Source organism: Streptomyces marianii (assembly GCF_005795905.1).
Taxonomy (GTDB): domain Bacteria; phylum Actinomycetota; class Actinomycetes; order Streptomycetales; family Streptomycetaceae; genus Streptomyces; species Streptomyces marianii.
This window is the reverse complement of record NZ_VAWE01000002.1, coordinates 139,429-157,567: the sequence shown is the minus strand read 5'-3', so window position 1 is coordinate 157,567 and position 18,139 is coordinate 139,429. Positions and strand designations below refer to the sequence as shown.

Below are 18,139 nucleotides of genomic sequence, written 5' to 3'. Positions count from 1 at the left end.
CCATGACTGAGTCGGACACCGTCGAGACCTGGAACGTCTATGGCGCCCACCAACTGTCCAGAGGGCTGGAGCTGCCCGAGCTGGACCGGTGGGACTGGGGCATCTGCGACGTCGGTCCTGGCATCGAAGCCTTCGGCGACGTGAACGGGCTGCGCGTCCTCGACCTTGGCAGCGGCCTTGGTCGGCACGCCGCTCACCTCGCCGCCCGGGGCGCCGACGTCACCGCCGTGGACGCGTCCCCCGCCCAGCACCAGCGTGCCCTCGCCCGCTACCCGGCCACCCCGGGTCTGCACCTGGTGTGCGCCGACGCTGTGGAACACCTGCGTGACGCCGATCCGTACGACCTGATCTACTCCGTCGGCTCCATCCCGTATCTGGACCCCGACCGGTTGCTGCCCGTCCTGGCCAGCGGCCTCGCACCCGGCGGCCGACTGCTCTTCTCGGCGCTGCACACCAACTCTGACGGCACCGGGCCGTCGGCCGCGTTGGTGCCGCGCCCCGAGCTTCTGCGGCTGCCCGGTATTACCAAGGACCACCCCGTGAACATGTGGGTCCTCACCCCGCAGCTGTGGGAGGAACTCTTGGTCCAGCACGGCCTCAGATTGGAATCGGTCTCGGCTATCGACTCCCCGAAACCGGACAACCGCGTCTCCTACCGGCTGTCCGCAGCCCAGCGTCCGCAGCGGGTGCCAAGCCCGGCATGCGGCAGCCGACGGCGGCCCCAGGGGAGGGGACACCGTGGATCCGCTGACGCATGATCCCCGCTTCGCCGCGATGACTTTTGTGGTGATCGACTTCGAGGGCCTTACCCCCGCAGGACGGCCCGCCGAGCCGATCGAGGTCGCGGCGCTGACGCTGCGCCCGCTGGATGGCCGACTGGTGGAAATCGGCCGGTTCGAGGAGCTGATGCGACCGCCTGCCGACGTGCCCGTGACCGCGCGGGACGTCCAGCTCAAGGGCATCACCCAGCGGATGCTCACCTCGGCGGCCCCCGCCGCCGAGGTGATGGCGCAGCTCGACGCGCGCCTGACTGCGCACCCGTACCGACTGGTCGCCCACCACGCATCCACGGAAGCCGGGATAATCGCCCGCCAGGCAGAACACTGTCCCGTACTCGCCGCGACGCCGCTGCTGGACACGCTGCGTCTGGCCAAGGCCGTCGTGCCCGGACTCGGCTCCTACGGACTGGACAGCCTGCTGGGCTACTACGGCATCCCCAAGCCTGCCGGACGGCACCGGGCGATGCCGGATGTCGCGGTCACCGCCCAGGTGTTGGCCCGACTGTTGGACGAAGGGTGCGCCGGTGGTCAGTGGCGCACCCTCCTCGAGCTGGACGCGGCCGCCGGCCTGCAGCCCAAACGGCCACCCACGGCCCCGGAAGCAGAGCAAAGTGCTCTGTTCTGACCCGACGGTGTCCGTGACACGCACCCGGCCGTTCCGCGCTCTCGCCGACGCCCACGACGCCGACGCCCAGCCAGCCGAGGAGGCCATCGCATGAACCGGCAGCACGAAGGACGAACGCTCCCGCATCCGCGCGGCCATGGACCGTCTCCTGGCCGCCCGGCCCACCGGCTCCAACGGCAGCCTCACGGGGTCGCACTCGGCGCAGAGGCCGGTGTCCACCGCATCGCGCTGAAAAGCGCCACGCCGACCTCCAGGAGGAGTTCTACGCGCGGGTGCGTGCGGAAACGCACCAGACACTTCCTGGGTTGCCGAGGGCTCCTCTCGGCATCGAGCGGAGCAGATGGCCCTCGCGGCAGCCTTCCTCATCCTCCGGCGCCCTGGCGACCACGACCAGCCTGCCACGGGCAACGTCATCCCGCTCCGCCCGTCCGGCGAACGAAGAGGGCAGGACCGTCACGCAGCGGCACCGAGTTCGTCGCCGGCGGTCCTCAGCCTCGCCTACCTACGCGCCCGAGGTGAGCGGGCCGAGGGCGTCCTCCGCCGCCGTACGCATCGCAGACAGGGGTGCCTGGGTGTAGCCGGTCTGGAGTTCGACCTGTCGGGCGGCCTGGTGGATGAGCATCGGTAGTCCGCCGATGACAGTGCTGCCTGGGCGGATGGCTGACTGGGCGAGCGGGGTGGGCCAAGGCCGGTACACGACGTCAAGGAGCGTGTTCCCCGCCGCCGACCACAGGGCTGCGAGCGGGTCGGCGGCACCGGGCGGGAGCGCGGAGACGACCAGGCTGGCCGTCAGGTGCCGGCTGGCTTCGGCCCACGGGCGGAACCGCACGCCGATCCCGATCCGCTCAGCGGCGCCGGTCAGTTCGCGCGTGCGGGCCATGTCGCGGGCGATGACGGTGGCCTCGCGGCAGCCCAGGGTGTGCAGGGCGGCAAGGGCGGTGGCGGCGGTCGCGCCCGCCCCGAGCACGCACGCCGACTCCACCCGGGTGATACCGGCCTCGAGGAGGGCTTGGAGCATGCCGTCGACGTCGGTGTTCTCACCCAGGAGCCGGCCACCGCGCACGGTCACGGTGTTGGCGGTGCCGGTGGCCTTCACCGTCTGAGAGACCTCGTCGAGCAGGGGACGGCGACTCGCTTGAGCGGCATGGTCAGCGACAGACCCGCCCAACCGTCGTCCAGACCAGCGAAGAAGGAGGCGAGCCGGTCCGGGGTGCAGTCGATCGCGCGGTAGCTCCAGTCCAGGCCGAGCGATCGGTAGGCGGCGCGGTGCAGCACCGGGGACAGGGCCTGGCCGATCGGGGAGCCGAGCACGGCAAGCTGCTTCATCACGCTCCTACGTGGGGAGGTCGTCGTCGGCGAAGGCGCCGCCCATGAAGCGGTCGGCCAGCGGCCCGGACCCGGGGTGCTGGTCGGCGCTGTCGGACGGCTGGTAGCCGAGGGCGTTCCAGCCGGTGCGGGGCCACCACGACTCGCGGTTGCCGGAGGTGCCGTACACGGTGAGGAACGGGCCGGTCAGGGGCCGGGTGGCGGCTGAGTAGAGCAGAGCGGTGGCGTCGCGGGGGCTGAGCCAGGTCGCCCGGTGGCGGGGCTCGGTGGGGCGGTCGCGGTAGCTGCCGATGCGGACAGCGACGACCTGCACGTCGGTCTTGTGAGCGTAGAGGTGGCCCAGGGCCTCGGCGGTGACCTTGGATACGGCGTAGAAGCTGTCCGGCGCCAGCGGCGCCGGTCCGTCGACGGGGTTCAGGCCGGTGACGTGGTGGCTGCTGGCCAGCACCACACGCGGTACCCGCTGGCGGCGGACAGCCTCCAGCACGTGGTGGGCGCCGGTGATGTTGTGCTCCACCATGTCGGCGAACGGCCCCTCCTGAGTGATCCCCGCGAGGTGCACGATGGCGGATATCCCGGCGGCGGCTTTCTCGGTGGCGTCGAGGTCTCGCAGGTCGGCCCGGACGAACTCGACGCCCGCGGGCGGCCGGGCGTCGGCGGGCCGCCGGTCGAGCAGCCGCAGGGGTATCCCGTGGGTGGCGAGGTCGGCCGCCAGCCGGGTCCCGATGCCCCGGCCGCGCCCGTGATCAGCAGGGTCACGGCCGGTGGTGAAGCATCGACGCCACGCCCTCGTCGCTGGCCTCGTACGCGATGCCCCGCAGGACAGCGACCGGGGCGCCCCGGCCGCGTTGGCCGAGGATGATCCCGGCCGCCGCGGCGATGAGGTCGGTGAACGTCTCCTCCTGCCGCTTGCCGGCGTGCTCCGTCGTTCGCAGGGGCCCGACGCCCGCCGCGCCGATGGAGATGACGGTGGCCCCGCGACGGTCGGCGCGTCCGTCGGAGTCCGCGATCACCACGGCGACGTGGGAGCCGGTGTAGGTGATCAGGGCGTCGCGCAGGGCGCGGGCGGAGGCGTCCGGATCCACCGGCAGCAGCCAGGCGCCCTCGGTGCCGGCGCGGTCAATCCCGGCGGAGGTGAGCTGGTAGCCGAGGGTGTGCCGGGCGATGATGGGGCCCTTGTCGGTGGCCAGGAAGTGCTCGCTCGATGAGTCCAAGATCAGTTGGATGATCTCGGCGGGCTTGCCCGTCCTGGCGGACAGCTCCAGGGCCTCGGGCCCCGGGGTGACGCTGGCGAGGTCGACGTACCGCTTCTCCGCGATGGAGACGACCTTGCTGGCGACCACGAGGATGTCTCCGTCGCGCAGTTCGGTGCCGGTGCTGCTGAGGACGCTGGTGATGGTTCCGGCCAGATCGTCACCGGGCTGGAGTTCGGGGAAGGGCTCCAGAGCGAAGGCGGAGAAGCCGGAGGTCGGGGCGGCTGTCATCGGCAGGGCTCCTGCGAAGTGAGGACGGCGGTATGCAGGCGGGCGTGTGCGGTGGCGAGCGCGTCGGCTCGCTGCCGGGTGGTGGCGTGCTGTCCGCTGGTGAGCCAGTCGGTCACGCGCCGGAGGTAGTGCGGCCACAGCCGGTGAGCCGCGTCGGGCGCCGGTGTGCCGGAGTTGACGGCGTGCCAGGCGTCCGCAGCGGGCCCCGGCCACGGGTGTTCATCGTATCCGCCGGGGTGTGGGCCAAAGCTGTCCAGCGTGGTGAGCATGGCCGAAAGGCGGGCGTGCCCGACGGTGCGGTCGACGACTCGGTAGAGCGCCGTCTCGCCGATGGGCGGGGCTGGCGGCGGGGCCCATGACGCGGTCAGGTGCAGCAGGACGGGGACTGCCTGGTGGTAGATGGCCGGCAGGTGGGGGAAGGACCCGGCGTGCTGCTTGGGCCGGTCGAACCGTACGGAGGAGATGGGCCCGCGCTGCCACTGACAATCGGCGTCGTCGTAGGTCTCCTGCGGGCCGGCGCGTGGGGCGACGTGTGGCCTCGCGCAGGTCAGCGTGCACGCTCACCTCGCTCTGCGGCGGGGACGGGGACGACGCGGTGACGAGATGGGCGCGGTCCGGACGAGCCGCCATCATGTGCGGCAGGGGCCGCAGGCGGAATCGGGCCGCCGACGCCGCGCAGGCCTGCTGGGCTGCACCGGTCGAGGAGACGGACTACTCGTCGAAGTCGTAGATCAGGACGTTACGGTCTCCGGGAGCGACAGTGACTGTGCAGCAGACGGGCTTTCCTTCGGTCCCGCGGGCTACGACGACGTGGCGGGTGATCGGGTTCGTTGCGTCGGGCTCGAGTTCGAGCCGTTTTGCTTCGTCTTCGGTGGGCAGCCAGGAGCGCACGATGTGCCGGCGGTGTACCTGCGCGTGACCGATGTCGGCCAGAACGGCGTCGACTCCGCTGATGTCGTGGTCCTCCATGAGCGGGCTGTTCATCGCCACGTCCAGGGGGAACCAGTAGTCGGCGAGCTGGAAGGGGACGCCGTCGCAGCGTCGGAGGGCACGCCGGGCCACGGCCCAGGCGCCGGGTTCGAGCTCCAGCCAGTCGGCGATCTCGTCAGGCGCGCGCTGGGCGGTGACGACGCAGGGGTCCTGGCTCGCGACCCGGCCGAGGCTTTCGACTGACGCCTTCCAGCTGTCGAAGTCGACGGCGAGCCGGCGGCCGGCGGCCCCAGGGTCTGTGGTGCGGATGCGCCATTCCACCGGGTCGATCGTGCGGACGTAGACGCCCTTTCCCTGTTGAGAGGTCACCAGCCCCCAGGTCTTGAGCTTGAGGACGGCCTGGCGCAGCGTCTCCCCGGAGGTGCTGTACCGCTCGACCAGTTCGCGGGTCGGCGGAAGTTGGCCGGTACTGGCGAACTCGCCCTCGTGCATGCGTCGCCGGAGGTCCTCGGCGATCTGCTGGGCGCTCCAGCGCTTGGGCCCCTGAGGTCGGTTCGTCATGGCGTCAGGGTAGTCAGGTTGTCTAGTGAGGCAAGCAGTGCCTCCTCGTGTGAGTCGTAGCGACATCATGTCCGACTCCGCGAGTCACTCATCGCGCGATTCCCTTCTAACCAAATGCCCTGGTCAGGCTGTGCAGTTGACGGCTCACCAGATGGCGGTTTACCGTCTCCCTCAACTTCACTTGTGAAGCTAGAGTATCTAGTGAACTTGGGTGGGATTCAACCCCCGTTCGATCGCTTCCCTGTCTGGGAATCGCGCGGACTCGAATGCCGCAGAAGCTCACATAACGCCCGACGGCTCGGTTGCTTGAGAACTCCACAGAGGACAGAGGACTGAACGCCCGGCATGGCGGCATCCCGATGCCGGTCATCTGCTCGGGCGTGATCAAGAAGTCCGGACTACCAAGGTCCGGCGTACGACCGCTGTGCGCCGAGGCCTTGGCCGTCCGGCCAGCAACGACGGCCCCGGCTCGGAGTCATCTCCGTGCCGGGGCCGTCCTCGGCCCCTGCCGGGAGTCGCCACTCCCGACGGAGGCCTGATCCGAACACCTCAGCTCACGAGGAGTCCGAACCATGTCCCACGTTAGTGAACGTCCCGCTCGCGTAGAGCGGCGGGCCGACCGGGCAGGCACCGCGCACTCCCGGACCATCGCCCACGCCGTCGCTCCCGAAGTGCTTCACCGCGCCTCCGAGGTAGCCGACGCCTACCTGGCCAAGCTGACGCTCGCCGCCGACACCGCCTCCAAGGCGGTGCACCGGTGACCGAGTCCGCGCTTCCGAAGCCCGTCCACCCGGATCTGACCGAGTTCCTCACCATGGCGCGCAGTCACCTGGGCAATCTGAGCCCCGCCGAGCGCCGCGTGAAGACGGCCCACGCCGCGCGCGATGTGCTGCGCACTGCGCTCCGGTACGACCTGAAGCACATGAGCTCCGAGGAGCTCGTGCTGGCGATCATGGAGCTGCGCGGCGCCCTCGCCGGCCTGCTCAGCGTCACGATCCCGGCCGCGACGCCGCCGTCGGGACAGATGGACGACGGTGACCTCACCGCTCATCTCCTGGACCTGATCAGTGACGCCGCTCCCCTGTCGGCCGAAGTGTCGGTCCACGTGGATCGCGCCCTGCCCGATCCGATGCTCACCGCGCTGGCCCAGGGCATCAACGCTCCCGAGGTTCGCCGGAGCGCGCAGTACGTCGAGGCGCTCGGGCACTGCGGAACCTCGACCGTCCACATCACGGCGCTCGCGGCGGCCGGAGGCACCCGATGACGCAGAAGCCACCGGAGCACACGCGCAAGCCCCGCGAGAACCGGATCCTCGCCGAGCCCGCCACAGTGGCGCGGTGCCGGGAGGACCACGAGGCCGGGAAGGCCGACCGCGTCACCGCCTTCAAGCAGTGGCGCCGAACGGGAGGTGCCTGATGGCCGGCAGGCGCGACTCCTTCCTCGCCCGGTTCGCCTTCGCGGATCCCTCCCGCCACGGCAGTAGCGGCGGCAGCTCCATGGGCAAGCCAGCCCGCAACGCCACCGAGGCCGACCGGCAGGGCTGGGAGAAGAGCGACCGCACCAACGGCTTCTCCCGCTCTGCGCGCCGAGGGCGCCGCAGGAGCTGAGACGAGTGACCCCCAGCACGACCGCCGCGGGGGCGGCCTCACCCCGCCGTCCCCGCGGCTCCGCACCACGGCGCCGCCCGTTACAGGAGAAGTACGGTGACCACCAACCGCAGTTCGCCCCCCAGGACTCCCCCGGCCTCTGACTCCGGGAACGACCGCCCCGCGCTCAACAAGGCGCAGCGCGTGATTGTCGGCGTCGTGGTCGGCGGCGCGGTCGTGATCGCCGGGATCGGCTTCGCCGGCTCGTACGCCGCGGTCCGTGACCTAGCGATCCGCAAGGGCTTCGGCACGTTCGCTCACGTGTTCCCGCTCGGGGTCGATGTGGGCATCCTCGTCCTGCTCGCGCTCGACCTGCTGCTGACCTGGCTGCGGATGCCGTTCCCCATCCTGCGGCAGACAGCGTGGCTGCTGACCGGTGCGACGATCGCGTTCAACGGCGCCGCGGCCTGGCCGGACCCGCTCGGGGTGGGCATGCACGCGGTGATCCCGATCTTGTTCGTCGTGACCGTCGAGGCGGCCCGGCACGCGATCGGCCAGCTGGCACGCATCACTGCCGGCCGTCACATGGAGCCGATCCGCCTGGTCCGGTGGCTGCTGTCACCCGTTCCGACGTTCAGGCTCTGGCGGCGGATGAAGCTGTGGGAGCTGCGCTCGTACGACCGAGTCCTCGCACTCGAGCAGGAGCGCCTCGTCTACCAGGCCCGCCTGCGTACCCGCTTCGGCCGCGCCTGGCGCCGCCGGGCCCCCGTCGAGGCCCGGCTGCCGCTGAGGCTCACCCGCTACGGCCTGCCGCTCAACTCCGACCGCACGCTCGCCTCGGCCCCTGTGTCGACGTCCGAGGGCACTGCGCTGGAGACCCACGTCGCCGACGCCCTTGCTCTCGCCTCGCCCCCGGACGGAGCCCCGGCGCGTTCCATGGGCGAGGGCATGAACGATCCTTCCCCGCGCGTGAACCAGGGCGTCGGCACCGGCGTGATTCTCGGCGCCGAGCACACGACCGGTTCACGGCCGGATGCCGTGAACCAGGCCACCGGCCGTGAACCGGGGTCCGTGAATCGGGACGCCGGGCAGGGTGTGAATCCTCCGATTCACGCTCCGGCAGACGCCCGCGTGAACCGTTCACGCGTGAACGGTTCACGGCCCGGCGTGAACGCGACGCTCGACGCCGTCGATTCACGCGTGAAGCCGTTCACGCCCACCGTCAACCGCTCGGTCGTGAACCGCGTGAACTGCGTGAATCCGCTGGTCACAGGCACCGTGAACGGATTCACGCCGATCGTGAAGCCGCGTGAATTCACGCGTGAAGCCGGGACCGTGAACCGGCCGGAGTGGAGCGTGAAGCAGCCGGTGCAGCTCAGCGTGAACCGCGCGGCCGACCGTGAACAGGGCGGTGTGAACGACGGCGCCGACACCGTGAACCCGGCGCCGGACAAGGCCGTGAACGGACACCCCCGCGATCGTGAAAAGGAGCGCGTGAACGATGCCGACGACCGCGTGAACGAGGGTCCCGTGAATTCACGCCGCGCCCGTCGTGTGCACGCCGCGAAGCAGCCGGCACCGAGTTCGGTTCACGCCGCCGTCGGCGCCCCGAGCCCGGAGGAGAAGGAGCGCGCCGAGGCGGCCGCGGCCTACTTCGCCGCGAAGAAGGCCGACCCGAGCCTGACGCAGAAGGACTTCGTGAGGAATCTGGGCCGCTCGCCGGGCTGGATGACCAAGGCCCTGAAAGAGGCAGCGGCGCGCGAGGCCGAGGCCGATGGCTGAGCCACTCCGTCAGGGCCGCTTCCGCGCGGCCTGCCTGGGGCCGGGCGCCTCGCCCGGCCCCACGCACCGCGCCGTCCCCATGCCTGGGCCAGGGACCTGCAGCGAAGCCGACCACGACGAGAAGTTCATACGCCTGCTGATCCACCTCGCCCTCCAGGGCGAGCGGATCACCGGAGCCTCCGAGGAGGGAGGGACCATGACCACCGCAGACGACAAGACCGACCCGTTCCACGTGCCGCTCCCGGACGAGGTGCCCGTACCCGCTGCGCGCGCCGAGGCGCTCGTCCCCGACGGTGACCGGGAGATGGTCGAGGCCCCGGCCCCGGCCCCCGCAGACGCTGCTGTAGATGCCCCTGTAGATGCTGTAGATGCGCAGGTCAGCGCCTCGGAAGACGGATCGTCGGCTCCCCGGGGGAGCGGTGCGGAGCCTGTCATTCCACCCAAGCCGGCATCACCGCCCCCGACGCCGGAGAACGCCCCGGACGAGCCTGCCCCGGACTGGTGGCGCGGCGCCCAGAACCAGCCGAAGGCCACACCGGCGAAGGCCTCGCCGCGCGAGTCCAAGCCGGGCTGGTGGGACCGCCTCTACAAGGACCAGGACGCGGACCTCGACACCTACACCGGTCACGTCCTGACCGTGCCGGAAGGCAGCGGGCCCGTCCTCATAGAGGTCCAGAAGACCTCCGAGCCCGAGCCGCCGAAGCAAGACGAGACCGCGGGCGAGGAAGACGCGCCCCCGCAGATCTCCGATGTGCCCCAGCCTGAGCCGACCCTGCAGATCCGTACGCAGCCCGCGAAAGGATGGCGCCCCAGCCGGTTCTGGCGCGTCATCACCTTCAATGGCACCGCGGCGATGGCCGGCTCCGCCATCGGCCTGAACGCCTACCTGTCCCAGTTCCCGCCGGCCGCCGTCACCGCTGCCAGCGGCCTGCTCGGGGCCGGCATGGCGCTCGGCGGGGCCTTCGCGGCATGGAAGGTGACGGGCAGCGAGCTGCTCTCGCCGTTCGTCCCGTTCGGCGCCCTGGGTCGCATCGGAGCGGTCTTCGTGGCCGCCGAGCTCGGACGGCGTCTGGGCCAGGAGCTGCTGCCGTACACCTCCGGCACGGTCGCCCGCTACGTCGGGCTGAGCCAGAGCGACACCTCCCTGCTCGTCGTCGGTCTCACCATGTGCGGCACCTCCGGCTGGCTGGTGTGGCGCACCCGCTACGGCGGTCTGCTCAAGCGCTGGCTGGCACGCATTCCGCTGGCCACATCCCTGCTCGTCTGCGCCCTGTACTCCAACGGCCCCTTCATCTGAAAGGCACCAACCCGTGACTCCCATGAACACCGTGCTCGCCGCCGACGCCAGCCTGGGCCAGGGCCTGGGAGCGGTCGGGCTCTCCTCCCTCGCGGCGACCGGATTCATCGTCCTGATCATCGCCATCCGCAACAAGTCGAAGTACACCAAGAAGTACTTCGACGACCGCCGCCCCCTCGCCGGGCTCGCTGCCGTGACCGGCATCCTGTTCATCATCGCCGGGGGCACCTGGAGAATGATCGCCCAGGGCACACACGACCTGGCGGCCTCGACGCTCAACGACCCGAACGTCGTCGCCGGGCTTACGCCGGCCGGAACCGCCCTGATCCTGACCACCCTGGCCTTCCTGCCCGAGTGGCAGCGGCGTTTCCCCCCGACGTTCCTCGCGCTGGGAGCGGGCGTCTCATGGGGTCTGGCAGGCGCCTCCTGGGGGATCCTCTTCAAGCTGATCGGCGCGATGCTGGGCAAGCTCGCATGAGAGCACTGCTCAAGGAGATCGCCATCCCCTTCGAAGGTGCCCGCCAGACGCCGCGGCTCCTCCTGCTCCCGCTGCTGACCGGGTCGCGCCTCATCGCCTCGTTCCTGCTGCGCAAAACGGCCCGAGGCGTCAAGCTCGGCTGGACGGCGGCCATGAACCTCGACGCCCCGCCGGCCAAGGCCGCCCCGGCCGCGCGGGAGCAGGACGACTCGCATCCCGACAACGACTCCGCAGGCAAGTCGGCAGTGGGCGCCGCCAAGGGGTCTGGCAGGGCGTCCCGGGCCGCCGCCGACGACGCGATCGAGCGCATCGGCCTTGGCTGCCTGATCCTCCTGTTCGCCGGCGTCGTCATCGCCGGGCTCGTCTGGCTGTTCATGTGGCTCGTCTGGCCGTACATCGCCCCGTACGCGCCGGCCGCTGCCGCCGTCCTTGCAGTGGCATGGGTGATCGCCGCATGGATGATCGCTCCCCCGCAGCAGGAGACCGCCACCCGGAATGATCAAGAAAAGTCTGCAGGGGAGAAGGACGAAGAATCTGAGCAGGACCGCTTCACCCGCGGGCTCGTGCGGTTCGTCGTGGCGGCCGTGCACAACGCCTCACCGGAGCACATGGGCGTTCACATCGCCGAGCTCCTCGAACGGCTTCAGCAGGAAGGGCGGAACTTCGATGGCTGGGACCAGGCCCGGCTGCGGGAGTGGTGCACCGCGGCCGGAATCCCCGTCAGCAGGAACGTTCGCGCCAAGGGGAAGGGACCCACCTGGGGGGTCCGCGCCGACGAGCTGCAGCAGGCGTTCGGCACCTCTCTGGAAGAGGCTCTGAAGGCCCTCTCCCGGCCGGCCCCCCGGGGCCCCGCCGGGGGGCCACCGGCCACCCCCTCCAGGCCGAGGACGAGGGCCCCGTCGCCCGCCTCACCGCACCCCCCGTCGAGACCCCCGTCCCTGCCGCGCTCAGCACTCCTGCCCTGCCCCACCTCCAGGCCGTTCCCGACCCCTCCCCTGACGCGGTCGCATGACCCGGTCCCGTGGAGGCGTAGACGCCATCTACACCCCCATCTACCAGGGCATCTACCGTTCATCTCAGCCCCGTCGACGGGCTGTCGACACCCTCGTCTACGGCCCGTCGACACCACTTCTGCCGCGGCAGGGCCCCGTCCCGGAGGCACTGTGACCGGCGGCGAGAAAGAGCCCCTGCCCGTGCCCGGGTACGCCCTTTGCCCTCTACGATCCCGGTGACCACCGATCGATCAGGAGGGCGTCCGTGGCGTTCACGTACCAATGTCCACGCTGCGGCACGGCGTCCCGGCCCTACTTCTCCCGAGCCGGCGCGGAGGGGCACGGCGTACGGCACCGCCTGCGCCGTCATGACGGCGACTACCCGGTGGGCGAGCGCATCCAGCGCATCGCGTGGGTCAGCCCCGTCTCCCGCGCCGCTGGTTGGCGGCCCTCCGGAGGCGATGCCGTCGCCGCAGCAGTTGCCGGCCTGCTCGTCGTGTGGAGCATCTGGCACGCCTTCACGAACTGACCCCCGGGCGGCGCCACACCCTTCGCGGTGCGGCGCCGCCCGGGGGTCAGTTCGCTCGGGCCCCGGGTCCCCGACGGCCCGGGGCGCCTCCTGACCTGGCGGCGGCCGACGCGGAGCTCCTTCTCAGCTCCGGGACTTCCGGCTCGTCCCCTGCTTCGGTGCCGCTCGTCCCGCAGGCGGATGCTGAGGGGATCGGGCTGACCGCCGTCGGGTCACGGCGCGAGCGGAAGGCTGTCCCTGACGGACGGCGGGAGCGGATAGGCCGCGGCCAGGGCAGTGATGATCTCGTGGGCCGTCTTCCGGTCGGCCTCCGGGTCCGCCGTCTCAACGGTCCCGTCGTCGCCGCCGAGAAGTTCGGCGAGTTCAGCTTGAACGTCCTCCACGTCTCCGCCGAGGTCGCCTTCGAGCGCGCTCAGCTCCTCTGCGTGCCGGTGAGCCCGCTCCAGAGTCGCGGGGTTGTCGGTCTCACTGTTGATCTCCGTGCCGGTGGCCTCGACCCTCGGGCGGGGTTCGGGCTCGGTGGGCGGGACGAGGAGGGTGAGTACCGCGTTCTTGAGAGCGATGCGGTCGAGGTAGACGCTGACGTCCAAGGAGTCGCTCCTGTTCGGATCGTGGGGCGCGCTTCAGCCGGTGAGCGCGAAGGCGCGGTCCAGGCGGTGAGTGTGGTCGGGGGCCAGGAGGTCGCTCAAGGACAGGGCGGAGCCGAAGCGGTAGTCCGCCCAGTCCGGGGTCATCTCCAGGAGATCAGATGTGCGGTTGCGCAAGGCTTCCATCCCGCGCGCCCACTGCTCGGCGGGGGTGAGCGCCTCCCACATCTGCTCGGCCATGTCGTCGTCTAGGTCCTCACCGTCCGTGGTCCGCAGGCGGGCGTCCCACCGGGTCGGGAAGGACTCGCTGGCGGAGACGACGACGGGGTAGTTGTCACGCTCACGCAGGAAGCTCTGCACGTTCTCCCAGCCGCACGCCTTGCGGAAGTGGCCCTGGGCGAGGCCTTCGGCGACGACGTCGGCGAGCCAGCTCCGGTGGGGGCCGTCGACCCAGGTGTTGAGCTCGCATTGGCCCATCAGCCGGGCGGCGAGACGCAAGGGGTCCGGACCGTCGTCCATCGCGGTGTTGAGAGTCAAGGTCAGGGGGCGGACCTTGTGGCCGCGGTAGTCGACGATCGGGTCGTCGAGGATGACGTTGTGCAGTGCGCGTGCGTACCCGCTCAGCCAGCGGCGCGGGCTCACGTGCCGGCCCGGCAGGGCTTCCCGGAGCTCATGGTCGCGCGGCAGGAGGTCGTAGAGCGCGAGGGCGCCCCCGACCGGATCCGGGTGATCGAGGAGGAGGCGTCCGGCGTGGTCGCAAACCATGCTGAGCAGCCAGTGGCGTTCGTGGCCTTTGAGGTGGGTGGAGCCGTGCGGGTCCTGGAAGCGGAGGTAGCTCACGGGGTGTCCTTCGTTCTTGCGGTGCTCGGTCGGTTGGCTTGTATCAGGCAGGTGTGACAGCGGTGTCGGTCTCAGCTCTTGGTCAAGGCGGGCCGTGTGCTGCTTTCCAGGGCGGCGATCGCTTCCTGGGGGACGGGGATGACGCTCTCGATCAGGGTCAGTGCGCGGCGCAGGGCGAGCTGGCGCTGGGGGGCGTAGCCGCGTTCGTCGAGCGCGAGGGCGAGGGCGGCCTGGGCCTGTTCGATGTTGCGTCGCTCGGCAGGCGGGAGGTAGCCGGCGCCGGCCGTGCGGGCGTGGTGGTCGGCGCTCTTCCAGGCGAGTTCGAGCGCGGTGACGGCCTTGCGGTAGGTGTCGTGGGCGTCGGGGGCGGTGCAGATGCGGGCGTCGCGTGCGGCGTCGAGGGCGTCGATGAGGCGGGCGGTCTGGGGCACGTTCACATCGGCCAGGGCCAGGCGATGGAGGTTGTCGAGGAGGTTCATCTCGAAGTCTCCGTAGGCGTCGCGGATCGCGTCGTGACGCGCTTCCAGGTCAGTGCGGCGCCGTGTGAGTTCCGCGGCTCGGCGGGCTTGCTGCCGGCCGCGCTCGCGTCGGCGGCGCGCAGCGGCGGCGAGGGTGAGGATGGCGAGCAGCAGGGCGACGGCGGCGGCCACGACGCCGAGGGCGATTGCGAGGGTGCCCCAGGGTGGGCTGTCCGCGCTGGTCGGCTCGTGCTGCTGGGGTCCTGGCTCGGCTTCGAGGTCCTTGCGGAGGGTGGCAGCCAGCTCGAGCGGAAGGGTCGGGCGCCACACCACGGTCGAGACGACCACGACCGCGACCAGTGTGCTGCACACCCGGGGCCAGTCCTGGGCTGTCCAGGCTCGAAAGGCGTGGGCGGCGAGGAACAGGCACATGCCCGTGCCGGCGACGGAGAGCAGCCAGGAGGCGGTCGTGGACATCGGTGACATCGGCCGGGTGCCTTTCACGAGGTACGTCCCGCCGGGCCGAGTCCGTGAGGGACGGCCCGGCGGCGTTCTGTGATGGGTCAGGACCTGATCACGATGTGACGGCTCGCCTGTGGACAGCGTCCGGAGTTCGCGGGCGCGGCCTGTGGACAGCGGCGGCTGGTCCGGGTCAGATGTGGTCGCCGACCTTGATCTTGCGCCACTTCGCCTCGGTGACCGGCTTCCAGCGGGAGCGGTCCCCCTTGACGATCAGCACTTCCCACGTCTCGGGCGTCGTGTGTACGCCGGTCTGTACGCGGCCGAGGTACTGGCGGTCGCAGACCCTCCGGCTCCGGTCTCCTGATCCGCCGCTGGAGTTGCCGGAGTTGTTCTTGTCGAGCTTGTTCGGTGAGCCGGGCTTCACCTTCGACACGCCTCCTGAGCTGCCGCCGCGCGAGCGCCCGCCGGAGCCGCCGGTCGTCGACGGGCGGCTGATGCCGGTGAGGGTGAGCGCGTTGGTGACCGTGCGGCAGTTGGTCTCGCGGTAGCGGTCCTGGTAGATCGGCGTGCTGGTCGCCGCCTTGTGGCGCTTGTCCTTCACGGTGCCGTGCTCCAGGGGGCCGGCTGCGTGGGAGGAGCAGGCCATGAGCAAGGCGGCGAGGACGGCGGTCGTGGGGAGCGCGAAGTGGCGGGGGGCAGGTGGCATGGAGGGGTGGTTCTCGCTTTCGGATTGGTCGGCAGGATGGGGCGTCGTCGTGGTACTGGAGGACGACTGTGTGCCGGACGGGCTGTGGACAGGGGCTGGTTGGCGGCGGCCGTGAGCGTGGTGAGGAGACGCGGCGGGGTGTTCAGCGGCCCAGGGTCTGGATTTCGTGAATCACCTGCGGGCCGTGGCCGTCGTTCACGATGCGGTGTACGAGCAGGTCACCACGGTGGAGAGCGAGGTGGCGCGCCTTGTCCTCAAGGGCGGCGAGCTTGGTGCTGCCGGAGTCGAGGAGGGTTCCGCACTCGCAGAGGACGCCGAAGCCCTTGCGGCCGCCGAGTGCGGCACATTCCGGGTTCAGTGGCCTGCCTCGATGGTGATCGTGCCTGCTGTCTTCGGTCAGGGGGCAAGGGGAGCGGTCCTGGGCGTGCAGGCCGACGACCTCTGCCGTGAAGATCCGGACGTCGCCGTCGTTTGCGGTGTTCGTGCCTTCGGTGTGCTTCACCTTTCCCCCTGACTGCCGATGAGGTAGGGGCTGGAGGGGCCTGACCCCAACCCCTTTGACCCTATTGACTTTACTTTACGAGATCAGTTGAGTCAAAATAAAAGAGTCAACAGGGGTGGCCGGCCGCCTTGCGCTGCCGCATCGAACACTCGCCGCCGACCGACACCTTGGAGGTGCTTTGCCCCGCCCGCTCGGACGCCACCAGATCACCGTCCTCGGCGCGCTCGCCCGCCACAACCGCGGCAGCTGGGACGCGCGCTGCGCCTGGCGCTTCCGCTCGCTCGCCTGCACGGTCCGAGTACTGGATTCCCTGGTGCAGCGCGGGCACGTGACGCGCACGAGCGCCACCGAGCGCTACACGATCGCCGAGAGCGGCCTCAACGTTCTCGGCTGGTACACCTGCGAGGCCTGCACCCGCCTGACCCGCTCGCCGGTCATCGAAGAGGTTTCCGTGTCGCGGCGCCGCGTGCAGTGTTCCTGGTGCCATCCCGGCGGCGCCGCGCGGCCGCGGGCCCCCCGTGCGGAACGGACCGCTCGCTGATGCCCGCCGGACGCGCCGCGGCCCCACCCGCACTCCAGAGGCGGAGGTGCGCAGCGATCACCATGCCCGACAGCCCGCCCCCCTCGGCAGATACCTCCGGCCCGGACCGGCAGGTGACCTGGTCGGTGTCCGTCTACCGCCGGTCGGGCCCAGAGGAGCTGCACGAGTACACCACCCACCGCCTGGCATCTCTTGCGAGTGCTCGCGAGCACATGAGTCTCGCGCGTGAGCGTCCGTGGGTGTCGCGGATCGCGTTGACCGCCCACATCCGCGAGGTGACACGCCGGGCCATCACGGGCCAGGAGCTGCTGGCCCCCGGGCGTCGCCTTCCAGCACCCGAGCCCCGCCCTGAGGGGCGCGTGGCGGCACGCTTCTACGAGATCGAGGGAGGCGGGCCGGGAGGGATGCTGAGCGCTGACGAGGCCCGCTGGCACCTCGACCTGCTGCATCACCTCGCGCACGCCGCCGGTCACGCGGCCCGCGGAGAGCACATGGGCGCGACGCTCTGGGAGGTCACCATCGTCGACATCGCGCGGCCGATCGACGAGGAGGACCTTCCTCAACCATCGTGACTCTTTAATATTGACTTATGAGTCATGTCATGATTCTGTTATTAGAGTCATCAGGTTTCCGGGTCGCCTCCGGCCGCCGGGCGCGAGCGCGTTCCGTTCCCACCCGGCCTGCAGTTCCGGGGGCCGCCCCGGCCCCGTGTCCTCGTTCTCCTGGAGGAGTCCCTGTCCCCGCTCGTTCACCACCTCACGGCCGAAGACCAGCCGCCGTCAGCCCCTCAGGCACAGCGGTGGACTACCGGCCGGGATCGCCCCCATGCCTCCCACGGCCACAGCCGGTGTGCACGCTGCGCACTGGTCCTGCCCGCCGGCCTCATCGACGCCGGACGGCGCCCATGACCGGCACCGGCCGTGCGGTTCATTCGCCGACGGTTGCCGATACCTCGCTCACCTGGGTGCAGCGGGCTGCCCTCCATGCTGCCGCTGTACATCCGGAGGGGCACGTGCCGCCCTCTCTCGCCGATGCCGAGGGGTATGCGCTGACCGAACTCGGCCTCGTCGAGCCGATCACCGCGGAGACCTGCGCCCGCTTCGGGCCCCTGACGCGCGCCCCGCGCTTCCGGGCGACCCCTGCCGGGCGCACCCGGATGCGGTTCGAGCCGCTTCCCGAGGTCCTGCTCGTTCCCTGCTCTGCAGCGAAGTCCGATGCACCGATCGCGGCGGCCCGCGACATGTATGTCGGTTCGTACCACGTCGCGGCTCGCCGGGCCGCCGCGGCAGCGGTCGCGGCCGGAGACGGCTCGGCGCGTGTCCTGACGTTGTCGGCGAAGTTCGGACTTCTGCTCGACGGGGACCGGATCTTGCGCTACGACCTGCGCGCCGGCGAGGACGGCACGGTGTCCCCGCAGGTCCTGGCCCGCCAGGCCCACCTCCTCGGCGTGAGCGCCGCACGGGTGACGGTCTTCGCCGGCAAGGCCTACGCGGACTTGGCACGCACGATCTGGCCGTCTCTCCAGCACCCCCTCGTCGGGATGGGGATCGGCGAGCATCTGGCCTTCTTCGCCTCCCTGTACCGCACCTCCCTCTGACCGACCCGCCCGCGGCTGCCTGTCAGCCGACTCTGTCCACAGGCCAGCCACCGCACCCTGCAGTGGTCCGGCCTGAC

General features: G+C 70.8%; 25 protein-coding genes. 14 read left to right on the top strand and 11 right to left on the bottom strand.

The window, feature by feature from the left end; translation table 11 throughout:
* Positions 1–2: 2 nt before the first annotated feature.
* On the top strand, positions 3–758 hold the full coding sequence (locus FEF34_RS38615) for a class I SAM-dependent methyltransferase (protein ID WP_138058119.1): 756 nt from the start codon (positions 3–5) through the stop codon (positions 756–758).
* The gene (locus FEF34_RS38610; RefSeq protein WP_234043317.1) at positions 739–1,404 is read left to right on the top strand and encodes a 3'-5' exonuclease; all 666 of its coding nucleotides are present in this window, start codon (positions 739–741) and stop codon (positions 1,402–1,404) included. Before FEF34_RS38615 ends, FEF34_RS38610 begins: the two co-directional genes overlap by 20 nt.
* Before the next feature lie 502 nt (positions 1,405–1,906).
* On the opposite strand, the gene FEF34_RS38605 is transcribed toward FEF34_RS38610, so the two are convergent.
* The 6 genes from FEF34_RS38605 to FEF34_RS38585 all read right to left on the bottom strand — a co-directional run bounded on the left by FEF34_RS38605 (position 1,907) and on the right by FEF34_RS38585 (position 5,705).
* Complete coding sequence (locus tag FEF34_RS38605; RefSeq protein ID WP_325063678.1) at positions 1,907–2,500, bottom strand: shikimate dehydrogenase family protein; 594 nt, start codon at positions 2,498–2,500, stop codon at positions 1,907–1,909.
* Positions 2,497–2,730, bottom strand: a complete 234-nt coding sequence (locus FEF34_RS44045) for a hypothetical protein (RefSeq protein WP_325063677.1) — start codon at positions 2,728–2,730, stop codon at positions 2,497–2,499. Before FEF34_RS44045 ends, FEF34_RS38605 begins: the two co-directional genes overlap by 4 nt.
* A gap of 7 nt (positions 2,731–2,737) precedes the next feature.
* Entirely contained in the window at positions 2,738–3,457 is a 720-nt protein-coding gene (locus FEF34_RS38600; protein WP_267905308.1) for an NAD-dependent epimerase/dehydratase family protein, read from the bottom strand.
* Between the two features lie 28 nt (positions 3,458–3,485).
* On the bottom strand, positions 3,486–4,214 hold the full coding sequence (locus FEF34_RS38595) for a coenzyme F420-0:L-glutamate ligase (RefSeq protein ID WP_138058118.1): 729 nt from the start codon (positions 4,212–4,214) through the stop codon (positions 3,486–3,488).
* The gene (locus tag FEF34_RS42205) at positions 4,211–4,483 is read right to left on the bottom strand and encodes a hypothetical protein (protein ID WP_199800772.1); all 273 of its coding nucleotides are present in this window, start codon (positions 4,481–4,483) and stop codon (positions 4,211–4,213) included. Before FEF34_RS42205 ends, FEF34_RS38595 begins: the two co-directional genes overlap by 4 nt.
* Positions 4,484–4,925: 442 nt before the next feature.
* Positions 4,926–5,705 (bottom strand): GntR family transcriptional regulator, encoded by a 780-nt coding sequence (locus tag FEF34_RS38585; RefSeq protein WP_171053369.1) that lies wholly within the window; start codon positions 5,703–5,705, stop codon positions 4,926–4,928.
* A 572-nt stretch (positions 5,706–6,277) separates the two neighbouring features.
* Here FEF34_RS38585 and FEF34_RS38580 point away from each other — a divergent pair.
* From FEF34_RS38580 to FEF34_RS38545, 9 genes are all read left to right on the top strand, one after another.
* Positions 6,278–6,466 carry a hypothetical protein gene (locus FEF34_RS38580; protein WP_138058116.1) on the top strand — a complete coding sequence of 63 codons (189 nt, stop codon included), beginning with the start codon at positions 6,278–6,280 and terminating at the stop codon, positions 6,464–6,466.
* Complete coding sequence (locus tag FEF34_RS38575) at positions 6,463–6,969, top strand: hypothetical protein (protein ID WP_138058115.1); 507 nt, start codon at positions 6,463–6,465, stop codon at positions 6,967–6,969. The genes FEF34_RS38580 and FEF34_RS38575 overlap by 4 nt, the downstream gene beginning before the upstream one ends.
* On the top strand, positions 6,966–7,121 hold the full coding sequence (locus FEF34_RS41740; protein WP_171053368.1) for a hypothetical protein: 156 nt from the start codon (positions 6,966–6,968) through the stop codon (positions 7,119–7,121). Before FEF34_RS38575 ends, FEF34_RS41740 begins: the two co-directional genes overlap by 4 nt.
* Entirely contained in the window at positions 7,121–7,312 is a 192-nt protein-coding gene (locus tag FEF34_RS38570; RefSeq protein ID WP_138058114.1) for a hypothetical protein, read from the top strand. Before FEF34_RS41740 ends, FEF34_RS38570 begins: the two co-directional genes overlap by 1 nt.
* Positions 7,313–7,495: 183 nt before the next feature.
* Entirely contained in the window at positions 7,496–9,073 is a 1,578-nt protein-coding gene (locus tag FEF34_RS43520) for a DUF2637 domain-containing protein (RefSeq protein ID WP_234043342.1), read from the top strand.
* A complete protein-coding gene (locus FEF34_RS38560) occupies positions 9,066–10,370 on the top strand; it encodes a hypothetical protein (protein WP_138058113.1) in 1,305 nt (434 codons plus the stop codon). The genes FEF34_RS43520 and FEF34_RS38560 overlap by 8 nt, the downstream gene beginning before the upstream one ends.
* A 13-nt stretch (positions 10,371–10,383) precedes the next feature.
* A complete protein-coding gene (locus tag FEF34_RS38555) occupies positions 10,384–10,848 on the top strand; it encodes a hypothetical protein (protein WP_138058112.1) in 465 nt (154 codons plus the stop codon).
* Positions 10,845–12,080 carry a hypothetical protein gene (locus FEF34_RS38550; RefSeq protein ID WP_138058111.1) on the top strand — a complete coding sequence of 412 codons (1,236 nt, stop codon included), beginning with the start codon at positions 10,845–10,847 and terminating at the stop codon, positions 12,078–12,080. Before FEF34_RS38555 ends, FEF34_RS38550 begins: the two co-directional genes overlap by 4 nt.
* Before the next feature lie 25 nt (positions 12,081–12,105).
* On the top strand, positions 12,106–12,369 hold the full coding sequence (locus FEF34_RS38545; RefSeq protein ID WP_138058110.1) for a hypothetical protein: 264 nt from the start codon (positions 12,106–12,108) through the stop codon (positions 12,367–12,369).
* Between the two features lie 212 nt (positions 12,370–12,581).
* Here FEF34_RS38545 and FEF34_RS38540 read toward each other — a convergent pair whose 3' ends face one another.
* The 5 genes from FEF34_RS38540 to FEF34_RS38520 form a co-directional block, all read right to left on the bottom strand.
* Positions 12,582–12,959, bottom strand: a complete 378-nt coding sequence (locus FEF34_RS38540) for a hypothetical protein (protein WP_138058109.1) — start codon at positions 12,957–12,959, stop codon at positions 12,582–12,584.
* A 33-nt stretch (positions 12,960–12,992) separates the two neighbouring features.
* Positions 12,993–13,796, bottom strand: a complete 804-nt coding sequence (locus FEF34_RS38535) for a hypothetical protein (protein ID WP_138058108.1) — start codon at positions 13,794–13,796, stop codon at positions 12,993–12,995.
* A gap of 71 nt (positions 13,797–13,867) precedes the next feature.
* On the bottom strand, positions 13,868–14,731 hold the full coding sequence (locus tag FEF34_RS38530) for a hypothetical protein (protein ID WP_138058107.1): 864 nt from the start codon (positions 14,729–14,731) through the stop codon (positions 13,868–13,870).
* Between the two features lie 175 nt (positions 14,732–14,906).
* The gene (locus FEF34_RS38525; protein ID WP_138058106.1) at positions 14,907–15,422 is read right to left on the bottom strand and encodes a hypothetical protein; all 516 of its coding nucleotides are present in this window, start codon (positions 15,420–15,422) and stop codon (positions 14,907–14,909) included.
* Between the two features lie 142 nt (positions 15,423–15,564).
* Complete coding sequence (locus FEF34_RS38520; RefSeq protein ID WP_138058105.1) at positions 15,565–15,924, bottom strand: hypothetical protein; 360 nt, start codon at positions 15,922–15,924, stop codon at positions 15,565–15,567.
* 178 nt (positions 15,925–16,102) lie between these two features.
* On the opposite strand from FEF34_RS38520, the gene FEF34_RS38515 reads away from it, so the two are divergent.
* The 3 genes from FEF34_RS38515 (at position 16,103) to FEF34_RS38505 (ending at position 18,062) form a co-directional block, all read left to right on the top strand.
* A complete protein-coding gene (locus tag FEF34_RS38515) occupies positions 16,103–16,465 on the top strand; it encodes a hypothetical protein (protein ID WP_138058104.1) in 363 nt (120 codons plus the stop codon).
* Between the two features lie 62 nt (positions 16,466–16,527).
* A complete protein-coding gene (locus FEF34_RS38510) occupies positions 16,528–17,037 on the top strand; it encodes a hypothetical protein (RefSeq protein ID WP_138058103.1) in 510 nt (169 codons plus the stop codon).
* A gap of 440 nt (positions 17,038–17,477) precedes the next feature.
* On the top strand, positions 17,478–18,062 hold the full coding sequence (locus FEF34_RS38505) for a DUF6884 domain-containing protein (RefSeq protein ID WP_138058102.1): 585 nt from the start codon (positions 17,478–17,480) through the stop codon (positions 18,060–18,062).
* Positions 18,063–18,139 lie beyond the last annotated feature (77 nt).

Excerpts from the sequence above, each read along its gene's own strand:
- FEF34_RS38570 (WP_138058114.1), top strand. The coding sequence starts at position 7,121 with ATGGCCGGCAGGCGCGACTCCTTCCTCGCCCGGTTCGCCTTCGCGGAT.
- FEF34_RS42205 (WP_199800772.1), bottom strand. The coding sequence starts at position 4,483 with ATGCTCACCACGCTGGACAGCTTTGGCCCACACCCCGGCGGATACGAT.
- FEF34_RS38580 (WP_138058116.1), top strand. The coding sequence starts at position 6,278 with ATGTCCCACGTTAGTGAACGTCCCGCTCGCGTAGAGCGGCGGGCCGAC.
- FEF34_RS38560 (WP_138058113.1), top strand. The coding sequence starts at position 9,066 with ATGGCTGAGCCACTCCGTCAGGGCCGCTTCCGCGCGGCCTGCCTGGGG.
- FEF34_RS44045 (WP_325063677.1), bottom strand. The coding sequence starts at position 2,730 with ATGAAGCAGCTTGCCGTGCTCGGCTCCCCGATCGGCCAGGCCCTGTCC.
- FEF34_RS38525 (WP_138058106.1), bottom strand. The coding sequence starts at position 15,422 with ATGCCACCTGCCCCCCGCCACTTCGCGCTCCCCACGACCGCCGTCCTC.
- FEF34_RS38550 (WP_138058111.1), top strand. The coding sequence starts at position 10,845 with ATGAGAGCACTGCTCAAGGAGATCGCCATCCCCTTCGAAGGTGCCCGC.
- FEF34_RS38530 (WP_138058107.1), bottom strand. The coding sequence starts at position 14,731 with ATGTCCACGACCGCCTCCTGGCTGCTCTCCGTCGCCGGCACGGGCATG.
- FEF34_RS41740 (WP_171053368.1), top strand. The coding sequence starts at position 6,966 with ATGACGCAGAAGCCACCGGAGCACACGCGCAAGCCCCGCGAGAACCGG.
- FEF34_RS38585 (WP_171053369.1), bottom strand. The coding sequence starts at position 5,705 with ATGACGAACCGACCTCAGGGGCCCAAGCGCTGGAGCGCCCAGCAGATC.
- FEF34_RS38615 (WP_138058119.1), top strand. The coding sequence starts at position 3 with ATGACTGAGTCGGACACCGTCGAGACCTGGAACGTCTATGGCGCCCAC.
- FEF34_RS38595 (WP_138058118.1), bottom strand. The coding sequence starts at position 4,214 with ATGACAGCCGCCCCGACCTCCGGCTTCTCCGCCTTCGCTCTGGAGCCC.
- FEF34_RS38510 (WP_138058103.1), top strand. The coding sequence starts at position 16,528 with ATGCCCGACAGCCCGCCCCCCTCGGCAGATACCTCCGGCCCGGACCGG.